The 21845-nt window shown below is 66.0% G+C and carries 17 protein-coding genes; 6 read left to right on the top strand and 11 right to left on the bottom strand.

The features are described from left to right. Positions 1-67 precede the first annotated feature (67 nt). Positions 68-547 carry a hypothetical protein gene (locus ACEN9H_RS04245; protein WP_413673878.1) on the top strand — a complete coding sequence of 160 codons (480 nt, stop codon included), beginning with the start codon at positions 68-70 and terminating at the stop codon, positions 545-547. A 225-nt stretch (positions 548-772) separates the two neighbouring features. Here ACEN9H_RS04245 and ACEN9H_RS04240 read toward each other — a convergent pair whose 3' ends face one another. The 4 genes from ACEN9H_RS04240 to ACEN9H_RS04225 are packed head-to-tail and all read right to left on the bottom strand — an operon-like array spanning position 773 to position 3905. Further along, positions 773-1774: a S49 family peptidase gene (locus tag ACEN9H_RS04240; RefSeq protein WP_056136192.1), complete on the bottom strand. Its 1002-nt coding sequence runs from the start codon at positions 1772-1774 to the stop codon at positions 773-775. A 15-nt stretch (positions 1775-1789) separates the two neighbouring features. After that, entirely contained in the window at positions 1790-2188 is a 399-nt protein-coding gene (locus ACEN9H_RS04235; protein WP_056136190.1) for a Rieske (2Fe-2S) protein, read from the bottom strand. Then, on the bottom strand, positions 2185-2844 hold the full coding sequence (locus ACEN9H_RS04230; RefSeq protein WP_056136188.1) for an HAD-IIIA family hydrolase: 660 nt from the start codon (positions 2842-2844) through the stop codon (positions 2185-2187). The genes ACEN9H_RS04235 and ACEN9H_RS04230 overlap by 4 nt, the downstream gene beginning before the upstream one ends. 38 nt (positions 2845-2882) lie before the next feature. After that, positions 2883-3905, bottom strand: coding sequence for an RluA family pseudouridine synthase (locus ACEN9H_RS04225; RefSeq protein WP_413673877.1), 1023 nt, complete (start codon positions 3903-3905; stop codon positions 2883-2885). Positions 3906-4729: 824 nt separating this feature from the next. Between ACEN9H_RS04225 and ACEN9H_RS04220 the strand changes: the two genes are divergently transcribed. The 5 genes from ACEN9H_RS04220 (at position 4730) to glp (ending at position 12919) form a co-directional block, all read left to right on the top strand. After that, positions 4730-7933 carry an Rne/Rng family ribonuclease gene (locus ACEN9H_RS04220; protein ID WP_413673876.1) on the top strand — a complete coding sequence of 1068 codons (3204 nt, stop codon included), beginning with the start codon at positions 4730-4732 and terminating at the stop codon, positions 7931-7933. A 254-nt stretch (positions 7934-8187) separates the two neighbouring features. Further along, positions 8188-8556, top strand: a complete 369-nt coding sequence (locus ACEN9H_RS04215; RefSeq protein ID WP_413673875.1) for a VOC family protein — start codon at positions 8188-8190, stop codon at positions 8554-8556. Between the two features lie 42 nt (positions 8557-8598). Continuing rightward, complete coding sequence (chrA, locus tag ACEN9H_RS04210; RefSeq protein ID WP_413673874.1) at positions 8599-9927, top strand: chromate efflux transporter; 1329 nt, start codon at positions 8599-8601, stop codon at positions 9925-9927. Continuing rightward, positions 9920-11038, top strand: a complete 1119-nt coding sequence (gene moaA, locus ACEN9H_RS04205; RefSeq protein WP_056136177.1) for a GTP 3',8-cyclase MoaA — start codon at positions 9920-9922, stop codon at positions 11036-11038. The genes chrA and moaA overlap by 8 nt, the downstream gene beginning before the upstream one ends. A 6-nt stretch (positions 11039-11044) precedes the next feature. Beyond that, complete coding sequence (glp, locus tag ACEN9H_RS04200; protein WP_413673873.1) at positions 11045-12919, top strand: gephyrin-like molybdotransferase Glp; 1875 nt, start codon at positions 11045-11047, stop codon at positions 12917-12919. A gap of 3 nt (positions 12920-12922) precedes the next feature. On the opposite strand, the gene ACEN9H_RS04195 is transcribed toward glp, so the two are convergent. The 7 genes from ACEN9H_RS04195 to ACEN9H_RS04165 all read right to left on the bottom strand — a co-directional run bounded on the left by ACEN9H_RS04195 (position 12923) and on the right by ACEN9H_RS04165 (position 21809). Beyond that, a complete protein-coding gene (locus ACEN9H_RS04195) occupies positions 12923-13816 on the bottom strand; it encodes a LysR family transcriptional regulator (protein WP_056136173.1) in 894 nt (297 codons plus the stop codon). 8 nt (positions 13817-13824) lie between these two features. Then, entirely contained in the window at positions 13825-14982 is a 1158-nt protein-coding gene (locus tag ACEN9H_RS04190) for an HPP family protein (RefSeq protein WP_160410144.1), read from the bottom strand. A 39-nt stretch (positions 14983-15021) separates the two neighbouring features. After that, positions 15022-16185: a cyclopropane fatty acyl phospholipid synthase gene (gene cfa / locus ACEN9H_RS04185; RefSeq protein WP_160410143.1), complete on the bottom strand. Its 1164-nt coding sequence runs from the start codon at positions 16183-16185 to the stop codon at positions 15022-15024. Between the two features lie 277 nt (positions 16186-16462). Continuing rightward, positions 16463-17788 carry a DNA recombination protein RmuC gene (locus ACEN9H_RS04180; protein ID WP_413673872.1) on the bottom strand — a complete coding sequence of 442 codons (1326 nt, stop codon included), beginning with the start codon at positions 17786-17788 and terminating at the stop codon, positions 16463-16465. Position 17789: 1 nt separating this feature from the next. After that, positions 17790-18218, bottom strand: a complete 429-nt coding sequence (locus tag ACEN9H_RS04175; protein ID WP_056136165.1) for a group II truncated hemoglobin — start codon at positions 18216-18218, stop codon at positions 17790-17792. 37 nt (positions 18219-18255) lie between these two features. Beyond that, complete coding sequence (locus ACEN9H_RS04170) at positions 18256-20787, bottom strand: ABC transporter permease (protein ID WP_413673871.1); 2532 nt, start codon at positions 20785-20787, stop codon at positions 18256-18258. 5 nt (positions 20788-20792) lie between these two features. Next, on the bottom strand, positions 20793-21809 hold the full coding sequence (locus tag ACEN9H_RS04165; protein WP_413673870.1) for an adenosine deaminase: 1017 nt from the start codon (positions 21807-21809) through the stop codon (positions 20793-20795). Between the last annotated feature and the right edge of the window lie 36 nt (positions 21810-21845).

Below are 21845 nucleotides of genomic sequence, written 5' to 3'. Positions count from 1 at the left end.
TACGTCCCGTTGATACACTGAAACCTAATTAGGAATCGACCTACAGTTACTGAGTGTAGGACTAAAGGTGGGCCGCACCATCCGGCACATCGGGATAACCCCAAACCACGAGGCAAACGTGCAGATCGAAAAAAAGCAGAACCATAGCACCCCGTCTTCATCGGCGGCCACAAGCAGCGGGACGAAGGTGGCCCAGGAATACGCCGCGATTTTTCCGACCCGGCTTGCGCTGGCGCGCTGGACGCGCGGTGGCGACATCCCGCATGTACATTGTTTTGAACACCAGCTGCCGATGCGCGCCGCATGGTATGAGCAGGCTCAGCGCCGTTTTCAGGCCTGGCTGGAGACAGGCGGCTTTCACCAGCCTGAGCCGGGCAGTCTTGATAGCGTTATCGCCGAGACATCGCAGCAAGCGGACGAGGGCGCAGTACTCAGCAGGAAGGTCGTCGTGCATGGCGGCCCGCGCTCGACGTCCCGGCCGGCAGGCACATCGTTAGCAAATGTGAAATCGATTCCAGGTGCCCTCGACGACGAACGCCCAAAATGAAAACGACGGCGTACGCCGTCGTTTCCTTCCCAATTGGGACTTCCAGCTTGAGGAATTGAATTCTCTCGAAACCGCACGGATGCGGGTCTGAAGCGGTTCCAGCAACGCCAAGAACAGGCTGGTTTCTTGTCGCTTGCGCCGAAACAGCTACACACCAACTATAGCCCACCGTTTGTAAGTTTCAAGCCCAATATTGAGACATATCAGTCGTCCGATGCCCTGTGCTCAGCGCAAGCTGGGTACGGCACCCCGGTACATCGAATGCACCGCACCGGCGCCGACCGATGCGCCAAATTTCTTCAACACGCGCTCCGGCAAGCCCTCGTGCGCCGTGTAATCGATGATGTCTTCCGCCTTTACGACATCGCGCGCGACCGTGTCCACGGTGCCGAAGCCATCCGCGAGGCCCATCTCGACCGCCTTGGCGCCCGTCCAGTAAAGGCCGGAAAAGATTTCCGGATTTTCCTTCAGGCGCTTGCCGCGTCCGGCACGCACGACGGCAATGAATTGCTCATGGATTTCGTTGAGCATCTCGAGCGCATGCTGCTTCTGCTTGTCGGACTGCGGGCTGAACGGATCGAGGAAGCCCTTGTTCTCGCCCGCCGTCAGCAGGCGGCGCTCGATGCCGAGCTTGTCCATCAGGCCGGTGAAGCCGAAGCCGTCCATCAGGACGCCGACCGACCCGACGATACTGGCCTTGTTGACGTAGATCTTGTCGGCCGCCGCTGCGATGTAATAGCCGCCCGATGCGCAGATCTCGTCCACGACCACATACAGGGGCTTGTTCGGATACCCCTTCTTAAGACGCTGGATTTCGTCGACGATGATGCCCGCTTGCACGGGACTGCCGCCCGGGCTGTTGATGCGCAAGACGATGGCTGCCGAGCCCGGATCGGAAAATGCTTTGTTCAGCGACGGGATGACGGTATCGGCGGCACCGCTGCCTTCGTCCTCGATGGCGCCGTCGATCTCGATCAGCGCGGTGTGGCGGCCCAGTGCCTCGATATCCGAACTGCCGAAGTTGAAGTCGAAATAAGCCCAGATCGCGAAAAATGCCACCAGAAGAAAGGACATCTTGAAGAAGATGCCCCAGCGGCGCGCAGCCCGCTGCTCGCGCACGGTGGCAAAGACGAGACGTTCCAGGGTCTCGCGTTCCCAGTTGCTGAAGGTCGTCGGTGCGGCCGTTCGGTTGTCGTTCGGATTGTCGTTCCTGGTGTTGTCGCTCATAGATACCTGGTGTGGTTACCTCATCTGGCTGTCGCGCAGGCCTGCTGTCGGCGGACGGATATGCTGGTCCGGTTGCCAATAAATCCGGTTATCGGCTTCCCGCACGGTAATCGGCCGCAGTTTGCCGCCACGGCAAGGACCGCCTGCGCAGGCGCCGCTCTCGGGCAAGTAGATGGCGCCATGCGTCGAACACATGAGATAAAGCTTGCTCGATTCGAAGAATTCGCCCTTGAACCAGTCCAGTTCGACCGGCACGTGGGCGCAGCGGTTCAGGTAGGCGTAGATCCTGCCGCCGAAGCGCACGACGAAACCGGTCGCATCGTCACCGAACGCCAGTACGGGGAAACGGACGCCCTTGCCGCCGTCCTCGACGGCCGCGGAATCGCAGATGTAGACGTCTTCGGTATCGCTCATGCGTTCTCGACCAGCCACTGATGCAATTCGGGCACGTTCTTTGCCGTGAAAACCGGATGGCATGCCTGCAACTGCTGGACTGGATGGGCGCCATACTCGACGGCGATGCCGGCGGCGCCGGCATTATTTGCCATAAGCAAGTCATGCGTCGTGTCGCCGATCATAACGGTACGCCGCATGTCCTGGCCGAGTTCCCTTGTCAATTCTTGCAACATTGCCGGGTGCGGTTTGGAAAATGTCTCGTCGGCGCAACGGGTCGCATCGAACACGGAAAGCAGGCCCGCCGCGTTCAGGGCGCGGTTCAGGCCGACCCGGCTCTTGCCGGTCGCCACCGCGAGGAAATAGCCCTCGTGGGAAAGCTCGTCCAGCATCGCCCGCACGCCCTGGAACAGGACCAGTTCATGGTCTTTCGTCAGGAAGTGGTAGCGATAGCGCTCGACCATGCGCGGATACAGGGCCGGGTCGATGTTCGGCATGGCGGCCTGCATGGCTTCGCCCAGGCCGAGGCCGATCACGTGCGACGCCGCGGCGTCGCTCGGAACAGCCAGGCCCAGGTCCTTGGCTGCAGACTGTATACACTTGACGATGGTGGCGGTGCTGTCCATCAGCGTGCCGTCCCAATCGAAGACAATCAGATCGAATTGCTTTCTTGCCATGTCTCCCGGCGCTCGTGGCGCCGGCTCCTCATTCCGCGTTATCGATGGGTGCTGCGTGTTTTGAGTTCCTGCGCTGGCCCCAAGCTTACCAAGAAACGCTCGCATTCCGCCGGCAACGGCGCCTTCAGAGTAAGCGGCTTGCCCGTGTCGGGGTGCTGGAACGTAATCTGGTACGCGTGCAGGAACATGCGGCGCAAGGCGCCGCGCGCATCGGTTGCCTTCTGAAGCTGCTTGTTGAGCGCAAAATCGCCGTATTTCTCGTCACCGAGGATCGGGAAGCCGCTCGAGGCCAGGTGCACGCGGATCTGGTGCGTGCGCCCCGTCTTGAGTTCCGCTTCCAGCAGCGCGAACTCCGGCCACTTGCGCAGCAGGTTGAATACCGTATGCGCTTCCTGGCCGCCCGCCTGCACGACGACGCGGCGCTCGCCGTCCGGCGTCGTGTATTTGTGCAGCGGCAGCTTCACGTGCTGGCGCGGATTGCGCCAGTCGCCGGCCACCATCGACAGGTAGCGCTTGTCGGTCGTGCCGTCGCGCATTTGCTCGTGCAGGCTAGTCAACGCGGAACGTTTCTTAGCAAGCAACAGCAAGCCGGACGTTTCACGGTCCAGGCGGTGCACCAGCTCCAGGAATTTGGTGTCCGGCCGGGCTGCGCGCAATTGCTCGATGACGCCATACGACACGCCCGAACCGCCGTGCACGGCCACGCCGGCCGGCTTGTCGATCACGAGCAGGTGGCTGTCTTCGTGCACGATGGCAAATTCCGCGCCCGGCACAGGGGCGCTGCCCGCGGCCTTTTCGGCGATGCGGACAGGGGGAATACGGACGATGTCGCCCGTTGCCAGGCGGTACAACTGATCGATGCGGCCTTTGTTCACGCGCACTTCGCCGGAGCGGAGAATGCGGTAAATATGGCTTTTTGGGACACCCTTGCAGACGCGCAGCAGGTAATTATCGATGCGCTGGCCTGCTTCTTCCTCGGTGATTGTGACAAACTGAGCAGTGGCAGGGGGGCGGTTATCTGTCCGTGATGAAGGGGGAACACCATCGTTTTGCAAGGTCATTCGCTCTGTCTTCCCAGAAATTCTCTCTAAGTCCTTCATTTTGAATATATAATCGACAGGCGGCGGTCAAACCTCTGCAGGTGTAAGAATTAAAACGATATTTTACACAGGGGCGTCTCCATCGGCCCCGCCAAAATGCAAATTCGATGGAAAAAAACGGAATCCCCAAACCGTCGCAAGCGGCAGTAGTGTCGCGGCATCGCAGCGACAATGCGAAAGCGCAGCGGCGGATTTCAAGGATTTCTAGACGTGTACGCACATTCCTGTGCGAACCTGGGTTGCACCGCAGTTGCAATCGGGTAGCCGCACAGGATGCAGGATTGGATTGTTTGGAATTTTAAGGATAAGTACCGGCAAGCCGGCCGCAGGGTCGGCTCGCCGGGTGATGGCGTCGATAACGCTTGCCGTTTCGCCCGACCCGAAGTAAGGAGCCGCTAGACCGTCGTGAGCTGTAGCAGTGTTGTTGGAGACAGTCATCCGGGAAGATCAAGCAGGTGCGCAGCACGCGCCGCGGTCTTCACGCCCCGGAGCGCCCGTTTCGGCAGCACCCTTCCGCTCCCCGGCATGCGCGCCCACTGAAGATCTGGCTGTGTCGCACCGCTTGCCTGCCCCTGTGCCGCCCCGATCGGGCCGCCCGGGCCGGCAAGGACGTTCGTGCGCGGGGCAATGTCGTTCGACGCCACTGCGCCCTGTGGCCGGCCATGCCGTGCCACACCCCGGGCATACCACCGCCAACACTCCCTTCCCCGCGTACATCCCTGTACTTTCGCCGCTCTTGCATAAAGACGGCATGAAACGGCCCACGGGTCGCGGAGTTTATAAAAATGAAACGTATGTTGTTTAACGCTACCCAGCAGGAGGAGCTGCGCGTAGCGATCGTCGATGGCCAGAAACTGATCGACATCGATATCGAGACCGCTGGTCGCGAACAGCGAAAGTCGAACATCTACAAAGGCGTCATCACCCGCATCGAACCCTCTCTCGAAGCCTGTTTCGTCAGCTACGGCGAAGAGCGCCACGGTTTCCTCCCCTTCAAAGAAGTTGCCCGCTCCTATTTCCGCGACGGCGTCGACGTCCGCAACTGCACGATCAAGGAAGCCCTGCGCGAAGGCCAGGAAATCATGGTGCAGGTCGAAAAGGAAGAACGCGGCAACAAGGGCGCGGCCCTGACCTCGTTCATTTCGCTGGCCGGCCGCTACCTGGTCCTGATGCCGAACAATCCGCGTGGCGGCGGCGTATCGCGCCGCGTCGAAGGCGAAGAGCGCCAGGAACTGCGCGAGACGATGGACAAGCTGGACCTGCCGCAGGGCATGTCGGTCATCGCCCGCACTGCCGGCATCGGCCGCAACGTCGAAGAGCTCCAGTGGGACCTGAATTACCTGATGCAGCTGTGGCGCGCGATCGAAGGCGCCGGCAAGTCGGCCCCGGGCCCGTTCCTGATCTATCAGGAATCGTCGCTGGTCATCCGCGCGATCCGCGACTACTTCCAGCCTGACATCGGCGAAGTCCTGATCGATACCGACGAGATCTTCGACCAGGCCCAGCAGTTCATGAGCCACGTGATGCCCGACATGGCGCACCGCGTGAAGCGCTACACGGACGACGTGCCGCTGTTCTCCCGTTTCCAGATCGAACACCAGATCGAGACCGCGTACTCGCGTACCGTCCCGCTGCCGTCCGGCGGCGCGATCGTGATCGACCACACCGAAGCCCTCGTCTCCATCGACGTCAACTCGGCGCGCGCGACGCGCGGTTCGGACATCGAGACGACCGCCTTCAATACCAACTGCGAAGCGGCCGACGAAGTGGCCCGCCAGCTGCGCCTGCGCGACCTGGGCGGCCTGATCGTCATCGACTTCATCGACATGGAAGTCGCCAAGAACCAGCGCGAAGTGGAACAGCGCCTGAAGGATGCCCTGCACCATGACCGTGCACGCGTCCAGATGGGCAAGATCTCGCGCTTCGGCCTGATGGAACTGTCGCGCCAGCGCCTGCGTCCGTCGCTGTCGGAAGGTTCGCACGTGACCTGCCCGCGCTGCTCGGGCACCGGCCACATCCGCGATACCGAATCGTCCGCCCTGCAGGTGCTGCGCATCATCCAGGAAGAGGCGATGAAGGAGAACTCGGCCGCGATCCACGTCCAGGTCCCGGTCGACGTCGCCGCTTTCCTGCTGAACGAAAAGCGCGGCGAAGTCCTCAAGATCGAGACGCGTCACCGCATCACGGTCATCCTGGTCCCGAACAAGCACCTGGAAACGCCGCACTACAAGCTCGAGCGTATCAAGCACGACGATCCGCGCCTGGACGACGACGCCGCCAGCTACACGATGGCCGAGTCGGCCGACACCGACATGGCCTTCGCCAAGCGCCAGAAGGAAGAAGCCAAGCCGCGCCAGGAAGCCGTCGTCAAGACGATCACCCCGGCCCAGCCGGCACCGATGGTCGACCGCCAGCCGGCCAAGCCGGTCGAGGCACCCGCCCCGGCACCGGCCGCCGCGCCCGCCGCTGCCGCCTGGACGCCGCCGGCCCAGGAAGGTTTCTTCACCAAGCTGCGCAACTTCTTCTTCGGCCGTCCGGTCCCCGTCGCGCCGCCGCCCGCACCGGTCGCCCCGCCCAAGCCCGCCGAAGCCGCACCGGCCGCCGGCGAACGCGGCGAGCGTGGCAACCGTGGCCAGCGCAATGCCCGCGGCGGCCGCAACGCCACCGCCGGCGGCAATGGCCGCAACCGCGCCGAGCGCGAGGAACGCGATGTGAACGCCGCCGTAGAAGGCGCCAAGCCGGTCGAGCTTGACGCCAAGCCGGCGCGTCCGCCGCGCCAGCCGCGTCAACCGCGCGAAGCCCGCGAGCCGCGCGAACAGGCCGCCGTCACGGCGGATGCACAACCGCAGGCCCCGCGTGGCGAACGCGGCGAGCGTCCGGAGCGTGGCGAACGTCCGGAACGCGCACCGCGCCAGCCGCGCCAGCCGCGTGAAGGTGCCGAGCGTACGGAACGCACCGAACGCGCCGAGCGTGCCCCGGTGGAAGCCAAGACCGAGGAGCTGAACGCGGCCCAGGCCGTGGCGGCCCAGGCGGCCATCACGCTGGCCGGCGAGCCGGAGATCCCGGAAGCACTGAAGCCGGTGACGGCGAACGTGGCGGAAGCGACCGCAGGCCCGGATGGCGAGGAACTGGACACCGACGCGCACGGCGACGAGCCGCGCCGCCGCCGCCGTCGTGGCGGCCGTAACCGCAACCGTCGCGACCGCGACCAGGTCGAGGGCGCCGAGCAGGACGTCGTCGAAGGCGAAGCCCCGGCTTTCACGCCGGTCGCCGACGAAGAAGCTGCCAAGGTCCAGGCCGAAGCGAAGGCTGCGAAAGCCAAGCCTGAAGCAAAACCCGCCAAGGCCGTTGCCCTGGGTCCGTGGCCGTTCCCGACCTCGGAATCGGTCAAGGCTGCAGCCGTGAAAGCCGCGGCCGAGAAGGCCGCTGCCGAGCAGGCGGAAGCTGCCCGCGTCCAGGCCGAGCAGGCCGCCGCGGCTGCGGCAGCGGCTGCGGCAGCACAGGCTGCTGCGCCGGCGGAGCCCGTCGTCGAAGCAGCGCCGGCCGCCCAGACGCCGTGGCCGTTCCCGACGACCGAGTCGGTTGCCGCTGCCGTGGCCGACAAGGCCGAGGCCGATGTTGCCGCCCAGCCGGTCGAAACGCCTGTCGAAGCCCCGGCCGCTCTGGCCGCCGCGCCCGCTCCGGCTCCCGCTCCGACTCCGGCTCCTACTCCGGCACTGGCACCGGCCGAGGTCGAACAGCCTGTCGTCGCGCAAGCGGCACCGGCTGCCCCGGCCGTCGCACCGGCCCCGGTGGTCGCCGCGCCGGCCGACTTGAACGAGCTGCTGGAACAAGCCGGCCTGACGCTGGCGTCGACGGATCCGGAAAAGCTGCGCGCCGCCCAGGAAGCAGCCGCGCAGGCGGAAGCGCCGGCACGTCCGCGCCGCACGCGCAAGCCGGCGCCGCCGCCGGTCAACGAGCCGCTGATCCAGGTGGATACGCGTCAATAAACGCGTTGCCCTGACAAGAAGGAAGCCTGCGGGCTTCCTTTTTTTATACCTGTGCTACGATGACCGCGTCGAAAAAGGCAGGACCGTTTTTGGTAAGCCCGGTCCCTTCGCGCGCCATGCGCAGAAGCTCTGTTCCATGCGTCCGCGCATGAGTACCCGCGACGAACCGTCCGGCGCCATTGCGCTTAACGGGTTCGTGCGCGCATGCCCTCAGTGGCGGATCGTTCCGTGCGAGCCCATCATCGGAGCACGTCATGCAACTGAATCACCTCGACCTTCCCGTCCCCGACGTCGCGGCCACCGCCGCCTTCTTCACCACCCATTTCGGCTTCCGCCTGGTCGAGACGCGCGGCAATAACGGCTTCGCCCTGCTACTGGGCGAAGGTGGATTCGCGCTCGTCCTCACGCGGCGCCGCACGGCAGGCGCGCAGGACTATCCGGACAACTTCCATATCGGCTTCCTCGTCGACTCCGACGCAGCCGTGCACGCCGCCCACGCGCGCCTGCAGGCGGCGGGCGTGACGGACCTGCCACCCGTGTCGTTCCAGCGCGGGGCAACGCTGTTCTACGTTCACGCGCCGGGCGGCATCCTGGTGGAAGTGAGTCACCGCTCACCTGGATGATGCGTGTAAGATGGGCAACTCATCAACCGTTGCCCCACCGCCTTGTCCGCCCCGCCCGCTCCCGTTTCCTTCCGCACCGCCCTGCGCTACTGGCTCAAGCTGGGCTTCATCAGCTTCGGCGGCCCGGCCGGGCAGATCGCCATGATGCACGCCGAGCTCGTCGAACGGCGCCGCTGGATTTCCGAGCGGCGGTTCCTGCACGCGCTGAATTACTGCATGCTGCTTCCGGGACCGGAAGCGACGCAGTTGGCGATCTACATCGGCTGGCTGCTGCACCGCGTGCCGGGCGGGATCGCGGCCGGGGTGCTGTTCGTGCTGCCGTCGCTGGTCGTCCTGATCGCGCTGTCGTGGATCTACATGACGTGGGGCCAGGTGCCCGCCATCGCCGGGATCATGGCGGGCATCAAGCCGGCCGTCGTCGCGATCGTGCTGGCGGCCGCGTGGCGCATCGGCAGCCGGACACTCCGCAATGGCTTGCTGGTCGGCGTCGCGCTCGCCGCATTCATCGGCATCGACCTGCTGGGCGTGCCGTTCCCCCTGATCGTGCTGGGCGCGGCGGCGGCCGGGTTCGTCGGCGGCCGGTTGCGGCCCGCGCTGTTCGAACCCGGCGGCGCCCACGGCACGGCAGCCGACGGCGCCCCGCATCCGGCGGCACTGATCGACGACACGACGCCGACGCCGGCCCATGCCCGCTTCAGCTGGGGGCGCCTGATGACGGTCGCCGTGGCCGGCTGCGCGCTCGGACTGGCATGCTGGGCGGGACTGGCCCTCGTGTACGGACCGGACGGCGAACTGCCGCGCATGGGCGCGTTCTTCGGCAAGATGGCGCTGCTGACGTTCGGCGGCGCGTATGCCGTGCTGCCCTACGTCGTGCAGCACGCCGTCGAACAGTATCACTGGCTCGACGCCGGCCAGATGATCGACGGCCTCGCGCTGGGCGAGACGACGCCCGGGCCCCTGATCATGATCGTCGCGTTCGTCGGCTTCGTCGGCGGCTGGACCCATGCGCTGTTCGGATCGGACGCCCGCTTCCTGGCCGGCATGGTCGCGGCTTGTGTGGTGACGTTCTTCACGTTTTTACCGTCGTTCGTGTTCATCCTCGCGGGCGGGCCGCTGGTCGAGTCCACGCGCGGCGACGTGCGGCTGACGGCGCCGCTGACGGCGATCTCGGCGGCCGTCGTCGGCGTCATCGCGAGCCTGGCCGTGTTCTTCGGCGCCCACGTGTTCCTCGATCGCGGCGCGCCGCGCTGGGACGCGATCGCCATCGGCACGGCCGCCGCGGTGGCGTTATTGCGCTACAGAACCGGGACGATCAAGACCATCGTTGCCTGCGCCCTGGCCGGCCTTCTGCTATCGTATTGGCATGGCTGAAAAAATCATCATGGTGGCCGACGCGCGCGCGCCCGCGCTGGCCGTCCCCGACACGCTGGAGACACCGACCGGCCTGCTCGCCGACGCCCTCGGGCGGCCCCTGCACGACCTGCGCATCTCCGTCACGGACCGTTGCAACTTCCGCTGCGTGTACTGCATGCCGAAGGAAGTCTTCGACAAGGATTACGCCTACCTGCCCCACGCGGCGCTGCTCAATTTCGAAGAGATCGCGCGCGTGGCGCGGCTGTTCGTCGCCCACGGCGTCGAAAAGATCCGCCTGACGGGCGGCGAGCCGCTGCTGCGCAAGAACCTGGAGCGCCTGGTCGAACAGCTGCGCGCCATCGAGACGCCGTCCGGCCGTCCGCTCGACCTCACGCTCACCACCAACGGCTCGCTACTGGCGCGCAAGGCGCAGACCTTGAAGGACGCGGGCCTGGACCGCGTGACGGTCTCGCTCGACGCCATCGACGACGCGGTGTTCAAGCGCATGAACGACGTCGACTTCGCCGTGGCCGATGTCCTGGCCGGCATCGACGCCGCCCACACCGCCGGCCTGGGGCCCATCAAGGTCAACATGGTCGTCAAGGGCGGCATGAACGACGACCAGATCCTGCCGATGGCGCGCCACTTCAAGGGCACGCCGGCGATCCTGCGCTTCATCGAATACATGGACGTGGGCGCGTCGAACGGCTGGAACATGACGGAAGTGGTGCCGTCGAGCGAAGTCGTGCGCCGCATCTCGGCCGAGATGCCGCTGGAACCGATAGTCGCCAACTACGCGGGCGAGACGGCGCAGCGCTGGCGCTATGTCGACGGCGGCGGTGAAGTCGGCATGATCTCCAGTGTCACGCAGGCGTTCTGTCACGACTGTTCGCGCATCCGCCTGTCGACCGAGGGCAAGCTGTACACGTGTTTGTTCGCGACCCGCGGCCACGACCTGCGTGAGCTGCTGCGCGGCGGGCGCACGGACCAGGAGATGCAGACGGCCATCGCCCGGCTCTGGCGCGCGCGCGCCGACCGCTATTCCGAAACGCGCACCGTCAACACGGCGGGCCTTTCCCCGCGGGCGGCCAGCGCACAGAAAATCGAAATGTCCTACATCGGCGGATAAAAAAACATGAACAAGGAATCCATCAGCGGCCTGATCCTGGCCGGCGGCCGCGGCACGCGCATGGGCCACGTCGACAAGGGCCTGCAGCCATTCGGCGGCACGACCATGGCCGCGCACGTGCTGGCGCGCCTCGAACCGCAGGTCGCGACGGTCGCCATCAACGCCAACCGCAACCTGGACACGTATGCCGCGTACGGCGTGCCCGTCTGGCCGGACGACACGCCCGACTACGCGGGTCCACTGGCCGGCCTGCAGGCGGGCCTGCGCCGCTGCGCGACCACGTACCTGCTCACGGCGCCGTGCGATTCGCCGTTCCTGCCGGCCGACCTCGCGGAACGCCTGCACGAGGGCCTGCGCGCGGCGGGTGCCGATCTCGCCGTCGCGGTCACCGAAGAAAACGGGCGGCGCCAGGTGCACCCCGTGTTCTGCTTGCTGAAGGCCAGCCTGGAGCCCGTGCTGTCGGCCTACCTCGATGGCGGCGGGCGGCGCATGGACGGCTGGTACCCGCAGATCAAGGTCACCGAGGTGCTGTTCGACGCCGCCGACGCCTTCCGCAACATCAACACGCTCGATGAGCTGCACGAGCTCGATACCACGCCGTCCACACCGCCGCGCCTGGCGGACGTGGTCAGCTGCCTGTCCGCATACGACCCGGACGCCCTGCCCGTGCGCGACGCCCAGCGCATCATCCGCGAATTCGTCACGCCGGTGCGCGCGACGGAGATGGTGGCGCTGCGCGCTGCGCTGGGCCGCGTGCTCGCGGCCGACATCGTCTCGCCGATCAACGTGCCGGCCCACGACAACTCGGCGATGGACGGCTACGCGCTGCGCGGATCGGACCTCCCGGCCGACGCGCCCGCGCGCCTGCGCGTGATCGGCACCGCGTACGCCGGCCGCGCGTTCGACGGCAGCCCCCAACCTGGCGAATGCGTGCGCATCATGACGGGTGGCGTCATGCCGGCCGGCTGCGACAGCGTCGTGCCGCAGGAATTCGTCAGCATCGAGGGCGACACGATGGTCATCGCACCCGGCACCATCCGCACCGGCGACAACCGCCGCCTGGCCGGCGAAGACCTGAAGGCCGGCAGCGCCGCGCTGCGCGCCGGCAAGATCGTGCGTCCGGCCGACCTCGGGCTGCTCGCGTCGCTGGGCGTGGCGGAAGTCCCCGTGCAGCGCCGGCTGCGCGTGGCGTTCTTCTCGACCGGCGACGAACTGCGCTCGATCGGCCAGCCGCTGGACGAAGGCTGCGTCTACGACAGCAACCGCTACACGATCTACGGCATGCTGCTGCGCCTGGGCTGCGACCTGATCGACATGGGCGTCGTGCGCGACGATCCGCAGGCGCTCGAACAGGCGTTGCGCGACGCGTGCGAGAACGCGGACGCCATCATCACATCGGGCGGCGTCTCCGTCGGCGCGGCCGACTACACGAAGCAGATCATGGCGCGCCTGGGCGACGTGACGTTCTGGAAGATCGGCATGCGCCCGGGCCGCCCGCTGGCCTTCGGCCGCATCGCCTCGAACGGCCGCAGCGCCTTCCTGTTCGGGCTGCCGGGCAATCCGGTGGCGGTGATGGTGTCGTTCTACTTCTTCGCCCGCGAGGCGCTGCTGCGCATGATGGGCGCCGAAGCGCCTTTGGCCCTGGTGCGCGCCCGCTCGGCCGCGACGATCCGCAAGAAACCGGGCCGCACGGAATACCAGCGCGGCATCCTGGCCCGCGGCGCGGATGGCCAGCCGACCGTCACGATCACGGGGTCGCAGGGGTCGGGCATCCTGCGGTCGATGTCGGAGGCGAATTGCATGGTGGTGCTGCATGATGAGCAGGGCACGGTGCAGGCCGGCGACATGGTCGACGTACTGTTGTTCGAGGGCCTGATTTGACTGTCACGTGCCCACGCGCGGACGCGCCGCGATCGCATGCCCCTGGCCGGAGCGATCCGGTACCGCCGCAGCGATGCGCAGCCCGGCGACGGCACGTTCCATCGTCCTGTTGTCGCGCTGCGCAGCGTACACGGCATAGGCAGAGTGGGAGAATTCCGGTGCATCGCTGACGCGGTGCACCAGTCCAGCGTCCAGCAAGGGCTTTGCCGCGCCGATGCGGAAATAACCGGCGCCGCCGACCGTCAACAGGTAGGTCAGGGCCAGGGGTCCCAGCGACATGTAGATGGGCGGGCTATTCAATTCGGGAAAGGCAGCCTGGTGGTTCGCCGCGAAGTTGGGTCCCCAATCGACATAGATGTACTGGTCGGGATACATCCCCTGCCCGGGATCCGAGGTAATCATGATCAGCTTTTCCTCAACCAGCAATTCCGTAACCAGTCCGGGACGCTGCGGCGGATTGTAAAGGAGGGCGATATCCAGTGCGCCGTCTTTCACCTGGTCGAGCAGATGCGTGGGCTGGCCCACTTCCGCGCGCAGCGCGATCTTCGGGCAGTGCCGGCGCATCCAGATCAGCCAGTCGGCAAGCAGCGGGTTCCACAGGCTCAGTTCGCCGCCAACGCTGATGCCGTCTTCTCGTCCTGGTGGCAAGGCCGCCTGTTGGCGGGCGCGCTCCCAGATTTGCACCATGTTCGTGGCATGGCGTATGAAATGCTCGCCGGCCAGCGTCAGCCGGGTACCGGCCTTGCTGCGTGCGAACAGGCGTCGTCCCAGTTGCTGCTCCAGCGTACGGATGCGCGCGCTGATCGCGGTCTGTGACACGTGCATGCGTTCGGCTGCAGCGATGAAACTTCCACTTTCCGCAGCTGCGAGAAACGTGCGGGCAAGATTGATGTCCATGTTGACGTCTACGCTAGATGTTCGACCGGCGTCGCAATCGGCGCGGCAGGGCGAGGCGGATCGACATCGCTTATTGGTTGCTTGTGCAGGCCCCTGACCAGGTTGGCCTGCGTGATCATGCCGGCGAACTTGCCGGCGGCATCGATGACGGGAAGGTGATGGTGCCCGAAACTGGCGAACATTGGAACGAGGTCGGCCACCAGCTGGGACGCGCGCACCGTCTTGACGGGGACGCTCATGATGTCGCCGACCTGCCGGGCGTCGGTGTTGTTCATGAAAGGCGGAAGCGCTCCGTGGCGTATGAAGTCCATTTGCGTGACGATGCCCACCACCGAGCGCTCGTCGTCGAGCACCGGCAGCGCCTTGATCTTGTGGTGCACGAGTATCGCCCATGCGCTGCAGACGCTGACGGTCGGCGCCACGGCCAGGACGCCGGTCGTCATGACACGCGCGCAGTCGAGTTTGTCCATCCGGCGGCGATAAGCCCGCACTTCGACGTCGCCGAGGACCGCCTCGAGGTCGCCGACATCGATGTCCAGCATTTCGTTGCGCGCCATGAGCACCGCTTCGAGGTCTGCGCGTGTAAACGGCGCCTTCTCGTCGTTCGTCGGCGCGCGCCTGGCCCGTGCCCGGTGCGGATAACGATGCCCGGTCATGCGGTGGTAGACGATCGCGCTTGCAAGCAGGACCAGGGAGTTCAGGCCGATCGGCAGCACCGCGAACCGGTAACCGAGGGCGTGGATCGCCGGGCCGCCCAACACGGCCGTCAGCGCGACCGCACCGGATGGCGGGTGAAAGCAGCGCAGGGGAAACATCAGGGCGATCGAGAGTCCCACGGCCAGCGCGGACGCCGCCAGAGGCATGTCGATCCAGCGCGCGCATGTCACGCCCAACAGCGCCGCGATCAGGTTCCCGCCGACCAGCGACCAGGGCTGGGCCAGTGGACTGGCAGGCATGCCGAAGAGCAGGACCGCGGAGGCGCCCATGGGCGCCACGAGCAGTGGCAAATCGGACGATGAATGCCCCAACGCCAGGCTGGTGACGGCGCCGGTGATCAGGATGCCGATCAGGGCGCCGAGACAGCTGCGCAGGCGTTCGCGCGCACTGATCTGGTTGGAGGAAGGCAGAAAGTTGTAAAAAAAATGAGTCAATCTTGGCAAAATCATGATCTATCGCGGGCGGGTTGGCAAGTGCGGCGCGAGGCGTCAGCTGACACGCGAATAGCCGCCGGGCACGCCTTCCTTCGACAACACCCATTGCCAGAGCTGCAGGTCGCGCGCGCGGAATGCGCCAGCGCACGATAGCAGGTAATAACGCCACATCCGATAGAACCGCTGGCCCAGCCGGTCGGCGAAACGCGGCCATGCCGTTTCGAAGTTCTCATGCCAGGCCATCAGCGTCCTGTCGTAGTCGGCGCCGAAGTTATGCACGTCCTCGGCGATGAAGAGGCCTTCGATGGCATCGCTGATGTGTCCCAGCGACGGCAGTTCGCCGTTCGGGAAGATATACTTGTCGACCCACGGATCCGAGATACCGTGACGGTGGTTGCGGCCTATCGTGTGAAGCAGGAACAGGCCCCCGTCGTTCAGGCACCGGTGTGCCACCTCCATGTAGGTACGGTAGTTCTTGTGTCCCACGTGCTCGAACATCCCGATACTGACGATGCGGTCGAAGCGCTCGTTCACCGTGCGGTAATCCTGCAGTCTGAAGTCGAGTTTGGCGTCGGGGTAGCGCTCCCGTGCATAGTTCGCCTGTTCCGCCGAGATCGTCACGCCGACGCATTCCACCTTGTAACGTTCGGTCGCGTAGCGCATGAAGCTGCCCCAGCCGCAGCCAATATCGAGGACCCGCATGCCCGGTTCCAGTTGCAGCTTCCTGCAGACGAGTTCCAGTTTCGCTTCCTGGGCGTCGGCCAGACTGAGCGCGTCCTTCCAGTAGCCGCAGGTGTACGTCATGCGCGGGTCCAGCATGGCAGCGTAGAAGTCGTTGCCCAGGTCATAATGAACTTCGCCTACCTGCCAGGCGCGGCGCAATGTCTGCCGATTGAACAGGCCGGCGACAACACGGTTGAGCGTCAGGCCGACCGGATTAACGTCGTCTTCCACGCGCGCCGCCAGCAGGCGGCAAAAAAATTCGTCGAGCTGTTCGGCATCCCAATCGCCGTCCATGTATGCTTCGCCCAACCCCAGGTTACCGCGCAAAAAAGCGCGCTTGAAGACGTCGGAACGATGAATCCGCATGTCCCATGGCGCGCTGCCGTCGAGGCGCACATTGGCCTTCGCAAGAAGAGACTTCGCACGGGGGTAAAAGAAGGAATGACGGTTTGCCGCGATGGAAGAAGAAAGATAGGCGTCTGCAGTTCTATTCATTGTGCAAGTAACCAGGTCAAGAAGCCAACAGTATGGCGCCCGATTGAGCATATGAATAACGAATAATAATTTGATTAACAGCAAAAATTTTGCAGTCAGGTTGACTGCGAGGCGGCCGACGTTGGCTTTGTCAATGGGCTCGATGAATCGATCGGGCCTTGAAGAAGCCCGATCCTGCGGCGCGGACCTTCGCCGGCGCGGGAGGCCGATCGAAGACGCACGTTGGCACGTGATCGATGCCCCCGGCATCGATCACTCACCCGACGGCACCGTTCAATCAATCGTCGGCGTCGACGTTCGACGGCCCCAGCATCAGCTGCGCCGCCTCGCTCGGCAACGCCTCCACGGACTTGAGCTTGCGCGCCATCTGGCGGCTGCGCACTTCGGCGCTTTCGATGTTCTTCGCGGCGCGTTCCAGGGTCAGCTTGGTCTGCGCCAGCACGTCGCCGAACTTGCCGAATTCCGTCTTCACGGCGCCCAGCACCTGCCACACTTCCGACGAGCGTTTTTCCAGCGCCAGCGTGCGGAAGCCCATTTGGAGGCTGTTGAGCAGCGCCGCCAACGTCGACGGCCCCGCGATCGTCACGCGCAAGGTGCGCTGCAGGTCGTCGGCCAGGCCCGGGCGGCGCATCACTTCGGCGTACAGGCCCTCGGTCGGCAGGAACAGGATGGCGAAATCCGTCGTCGCCGGCGGGGCCACGTATTTTTCGCAGATGGTCTTCGCTTCGCCGCGCACGGCGCGTTCCAGTTCCGCGCCCGCGCGCGCGACGCCGTCGGCATCGCCCTGCTCGGCCGCTTCCAGCAGGCGTTCGTACTGCTCTTTCGGGAACTTGGCGTCGATCGGCAGCCACAACGGAGGACCGCCGTCGATTGAGCCCGGCAGCTTGATCGCGAATTCCACGCGCGCGTTCGAACCGCGCACGGTCTCGACGTTCTTGGCGTACTGGTCGACGGTGAGGACCTGCTCGAGCAGCATCTCCAGCTGCACCTCGCCCCACGTGCCGCGCGTCTTCACGTTGACGAGCACGCGTTTCAGGTCGCCCACGCCGATGGCCAGCTGCTGCATCTCGCCCAGGCCCTGGTGCACTTTTTCCAGCCGGTCGGACACCTGGCGGAACGATTCCGTCAGGCGCGTCTCCAGCGTCGCGTGCAGCTTTTCGTCGACGGTCTGGCGCATCTCCTCCAGGCGCTTGGCGTTATCGTCCTGCAGGTCGCGGATCTTGGCCTCGAGCGTCGCGCGGATCTCCAGCATGCGCTGCGCGTTCGATTCGGTCAGGTTCGCGAGCGCGCCGTTGATGGTGTCGGAAAAGCGCTTGAGCGCGCGCGCCTGTTCCTCGCGGCCGCCCTGCGAATTCAACTGGATCTGCTGGCGCATGCTGTCCAGCTGCTGCACGGTGGCGGCCTGGTTCTGCGCGAGATGCGCGGCCAGTTCCTGGCGCGTGGACTGGGCGCTGGTCTGCAATTCCTGGCGCAGCTCGCGCTCCAGGCGTTCGAAGGCGTGGCGCTCGTCGCCGCCGCGGCGCGCCCGGGTCAGCAGGACGAGCTGCAGGCCGAGCACGGCCAGCAGCGCCAGCGCGAGCACGATGAATTCAAGCGTAGGCATATTAATGCGGACGGTTCCGCATCCAGTCGGCCGTCTGATAAAACGATTGCATCAGCGCGAGGCGCAACTCGTAGTCGTAGCCGAGATCTTCCAGCGCCATCGCCATGCAGCGCAGCCACTGGTCGCGCTCGGACGTGCCGATGGCGAACGGCAGGTGGCGCGCGCGCAGCATCGGATGGCCGTGGCGTTCGATGAAGAGGTTCGGCCCGCCCATCCAGCCGGACAGGAACATGAACAGCTTCTCGCGCGAGCTGTCGTTGGGGACGGGGTGCATCGCGTGGATGCCGGCGAAATCCGGCTCCAGTTGCATCAGGTCGTAGAAACGGTCGACCAGTTCGCGCAGGCGGCTTTCGCCGCCGATGATTTCGTAGAGGCTGCGCGTCTCTTCCTGCGCGTCCTGGGACTCTTGGGGTGCGTTGGTATCGGACATCCGTCCATGATAGCGCAACGCACGCACCACTGGAACGTCAAGCCTCCCTGAGTGTCTGCAACGGTGGCTGCCGCAACACATTGCGCAGGCCGAGCCAGCCGCCGACGAGCGCGCACACGGCGCCCACGACCAGTCCCGCGGCCCACACGGTCGGATCGAACGTCCACGGGAACTTGAACTGGTACCTGGCCAACGCCCAGCCCAGCGCCGCCGCGCCCGATGCCGCCAGCAACCCGGACAGGCCGCCGACCAGCATGAACTCGATGCGCTGCGCCTGCGCCAGCTGGCCGCGCGTGGCGCCCAGCGCGCGCAGCAGGCCCGCTTCGCGCGTGCGCTCCGCCTGGGATCCCATCAGCGCCGCGTACAGCACCAGCACGCCCGACGCGAGCGTGAACATGAACAGGAATTCCACCGCCACGACGACCTGGTCCAGCACTTCCTGCACCTGCCGGATGATGCCGCTGACGTCGATGACGGTGAGATTCGGCCACGCGCGCGTCAGCGTGTTGGCCAGGCCGATGCCGCGCGCGGCCAGGTGGAACGCGGTCATGTACGTCGTCGGCGCATCCTTCATCGCGGCCGGGTTGATGATGACGAAGAAGTTCGCCCGCATCGATCCCCATTCCAGCTTGCGCAGGCTCGTGATCTGCGCGTCGACGATCTGGCCGCCCATGTCGAAGCGCATCGTGTCGCCCAGTTTCAGGCGCAGCGTGTTCGCGAGGCCCTGCTCGACCGAGGCCTCGGCCACGCCCGGCGCGTCGCGGTACCAGCGGCCCGCCACGATCTCGTTCGTGGCCGGCAGGTCCGCCGTCGAGGACAGGTTGAATTCGCGCTCCGCGAGGCCTTTCGCCCGCTCGTCCGTGTACGTCGTCGCGGTCACCGCGTTGCCGTTCACCGCGACGAGCCGGCCGCGGATCATCGGATACAAGGTCGGCTCGGGCACGCCGGCCGCGCGGATCGTGCGGGCGACGCCGTCGCGCTGGTCGGGCTGGATGTTGATGATGAAGCGGTTCGGTGCATCGGGCGGCGTCGCCGTGCGCCACGCGGCCATCAGGTCGCCGCGCACGACGGTCAGCACGAGCAGCGCCATCAGGCCCAGCGACAGCGACACGATCTGCACGACCGTCGCGCCGGGCCGCCGCTGCAGCGACGTGATGGCGAAGCGCCACGCCTGGTGGCGGAACGCGCCGCGCAGGCGGCGCAGGGACAGCAGCGCGAGCCAGCCGACGAGCGCGAACAGGGCGAACGCGCCGACGAAGCCGCCGGCCGTGAGCAGCGCGAGCTGCAGGTCGCCGGCCTGCCACAGCAGCAGCCCGACGAAGACGGCCGCGCCGAAGCCGTACGTGACCAGCGCGAGCGGCTTCGGTGCCGCCTGCTCGCGCCGGATCACGCGGTTGTGCGGCACGTTGCGCAGCTGGAGCACGGGCGGCAGCGCGAAGCCCACGAGCAGCAGCATGCCGGTGGCGATGCCCTGCAGCGCGGGCAGCAGCGACACGGGCGGCAGATCGGTGGAAATCAACCCTTTCACCATCTCGAGCAGCACGAAGTGGGCGCCGAAGCCGACCAGCACCCCGAGCACGCTGCCCGCGAGGCCGACGATGACGAACTCGATGAGGAACAGCGCGCCGACCTCGTTCTGCGTCATGCCGAGGCAGCGCAGCATCGCGCAGGCGTCGAGGTGGCGCTGCATGAAGCGGCGCGCGGCCATGGCGACGGCCACCGCGGCCAGCATCGCGGACAGCAAACCGACGAGCGACAGGAAGCGCTCGGCGCGGTCGATCGTCGAGCGCATCTCGGGGCGGCCGTTTTCCAGCGTCTCGATGCGCACGCCGCGCACGTTGTCGGCCGCGATCCGGCCGCGCAGCCAGCGCTCGTAGCCGGCGATCGCGGCCTGGTCGTTGGGCGACTTCGCCGCCACCTGCATGCGGTACGTGACGCGCGCATAGTTGTCGACGAGGCCAGTCGCTTTCAGGTCGGACAGCGCCAGCATCACGCGCGGCGCGAAGTTGGCGAACGAGGCGCCGCGGTCCGGCTCCGACGCGATCAGGCGCGCGACCCTGAAAGGCTTGTCGCCGAGCTGGATCGTCGAGCCGACCTTGATCCGCAGCGGCGGCAGCAGGTTGACGTCGACCCACACCGTGCCCGGCGCGGGCGTGTCGTGCGTGATGTCGCCGAGGGCTTCGCTCGCATCGAGCGTGCTCGTCGTCACGCGCATGGCGCCGCGCAGCGGATAGGTCGTCGACACGGCCTTCACGGACGCCAGCAGTGCCTGCGACGCGTCGCCCTGCCCGGCCTGCGCCATGCTGGGGAACGTCACCGTGTCGGCCAGCAGCAGGCCGCGCCGCGCCGCCTCGTCCCGCCAGTCCTGGCGCAGCGGCTGGTCGGCATTGACGAGCAGGTCGGCGCCCAGCAGCTGGCGCGCGTCGCGGTTCAGGCCGGAGCGCATGCGGTCGACGAAGAAGCCGACGGCCGCCAGCGCCGACACGGCGACCACCAGCGCCACCAGCAGGAACCGCAGTTCGCCGGCACGCCAGTCGCGCGCGGTCATGCGCAGGGATTGGATCAGCATGGCGGTTACGCGGCCCGTGCGGCGTCGAAGAAGGCGTCGACTTCTGCCAGCCAGGCGCGCTTGCGCTCGGGCTCGAGGAAGGCGGCGGCGAAGCTGTTCCTCGCCAGTTGGCGCGCGTGATTCACGTCGAGCGGCAGCGCGTCGAACGCGGCCAGGTAGTTGTCGTTGACGTAGCCGCCGAAATAGGCCGGATCGTCGGAATTCACGGTGGCGGCGAGGCCTTCGTCGAGCAGGCGGCGCAGGTTGCTGTCGCCCATCACATCAAAGACGCGCAGCTTGATGTTCGACAGCGGACACACGGTCAGCGCCATCTGTTCGCGCACGAGGCGCGCCGTCAGGTCGGCATCTTCGAGGCAGCGCACGCCGTGGTCGATGCGCTCCACGTTGAGCACGTCGAGCGCGCTCTCGATGTAGGCCGGCGGCCCTTCCTCGCCCGCGTGCGCAACGAGGTGCAGGCCGAGGTTGCGGGCGCGCTCGAACACGCGCGCGAATTTTTCCGGTGGGTGCCCGACCTCGGACGAGTCGAGGCCCACGCCGATGATCTTGTCGCGGAACGGCAGCGCTTCTTCCAGCGTGGCAATGGCTTCTTCCTCGGACAGGTGGCGCAGGAAACACATGATCAGGGTGGCGCTGATCGGCCCGTCCTGGCAGGCGCGCCAGATGCCGTCGACCACGGTCCGGAACGGCACGCCGCGCGCCGTGTGGGTCTGCGGGTCGAAGAAGATCTCCGCATGGCGGACGTTGTCTGCTGCAGCCCGCTGCAGGTACGCCATCGTCATGTCATAAAAGTCCTGCTCAGTCAGCAGAACACTTGCGCCTGCGTAATATATATCCAGGAACGACTGTAGATCGGTGAAAGCGTACGCTTGACGCAACGCTTCAACCGATGCATACGGGAGAGACACACCATTTCTTTGCGCGAGCTCAAAAATCAGCTCGGGCTCGAGCGAGCCTTCGATGTGGATGTGCAATTCTGCTTTCGGCATCGCCTGCAACATATGGCGCAGCTGTTCGTTCAGCATGGGATCTCCGCGTTGAATCGGTGGAATGGAATCAGG

Source organism: Massilia cellulosiltytica, assembly GCF_047325105.1.
Taxonomy (GTDB): domain Bacteria; phylum Pseudomonadota; class Gammaproteobacteria; order Burkholderiales; family Burkholderiaceae_D; genus Telluria; species Telluria orientalis.
The sequence above is the reverse complement of the archived record's forward strand: the minus strand, read 5'-3'. Positions and strand labels throughout refer to the sequence as shown.

Excerpts from the sequence above, each read along its gene's own strand:
- ACEN9H_RS04240 (WP_056136192.1), bottom strand. The coding sequence starts at position 1,774 with ATGAGCGACAACACCAGGAACGACAATCCGAACGACAACCGAACGGCC.
- ACEN9H_RS04235 (WP_056136190.1), bottom strand. The coding sequence starts at position 2,188 with ATGAGCGATACCGAAGACGTCTACATCTGCGATTCCGCGGCCGTCGAG.
- ACEN9H_RS04230 (WP_056136188.1), bottom strand. The coding sequence starts at position 2,844 with ATGGCAAGAAAGCAATTCGATCTGATTGTCTTCGATTGGGACGGCACG.
- ACEN9H_RS04225 (WP_413673877.1), bottom strand. The coding sequence starts at position 3,905 with ATGACCTTGCAAAACGATGGTGTTCCCCCTTCATCACGGACAGATAAC.
- ACEN9H_RS04220 (WP_413673876.1), top strand. The coding sequence starts at position 4,730 with ATGAAACGTATGTTGTTTAACGCTACCCAGCAGGAGGAGCTGCGCGTA.
- ACEN9H_RS04215 (WP_413673875.1), top strand. The coding sequence starts at position 8,188 with ATGCAACTGAATCACCTCGACCTTCCCGTCCCCGACGTCGCGGCCACC.
- moaA (WP_056136177.1), top strand. The coding sequence starts at position 9,920 with ATGGCTGAAAAAATCATCATGGTGGCCGACGCGCGCGCGCCCGCGCTG.
- glp (WP_413673873.1), top strand. The coding sequence starts at position 11,045 with ATGAACAAGGAATCCATCAGCGGCCTGATCCTGGCCGGCGGCCGCGGC.
- ACEN9H_RS04195 (WP_056136173.1), bottom strand. The coding sequence starts at position 13,816 with ATGGACATCAATCTTGCCCGCACGTTTCTCGCAGCTGCGGAAAGTGGA.
- ACEN9H_RS04190 (WP_160410144.1), bottom strand. The coding sequence starts at position 14,982 with ATGATTTTGCCAAGATTGACTCATTTTTTTTACAACTTTCTGCCTTCC.
- cfa (WP_160410143.1), bottom strand. The coding sequence starts at position 16,185 with ATGAATAGAACTGCAGACGCCTATCTTTCTTCTTCCATCGCGGCAAAC.
- ACEN9H_RS04180 (WP_413673872.1), bottom strand. The coding sequence starts at position 17,788 with ATGCCTACGCTTGAATTCATCGTGCTCGCGCTGGCGCTGCTGGCCGTG.
- ACEN9H_RS04175 (WP_056136165.1), bottom strand. The coding sequence starts at position 18,218 with ATGTCCGATACCAACGCACCCCAAGAGTCCCAGGACGCGCAGGAAGAG.
- ACEN9H_RS04170 (WP_413673871.1), bottom strand. The coding sequence starts at position 20,787 with ATGCTGATCCAATCCCTGCGCATGACCGCGCGCGACTGGCGTGCCGGC.
- ACEN9H_RS04165 (WP_413673870.1), bottom strand. The coding sequence starts at position 21,809 with ATGCTGAACGAACAGCTGCGCCATATGTTGCAGGCGATGCCGAAAGCA.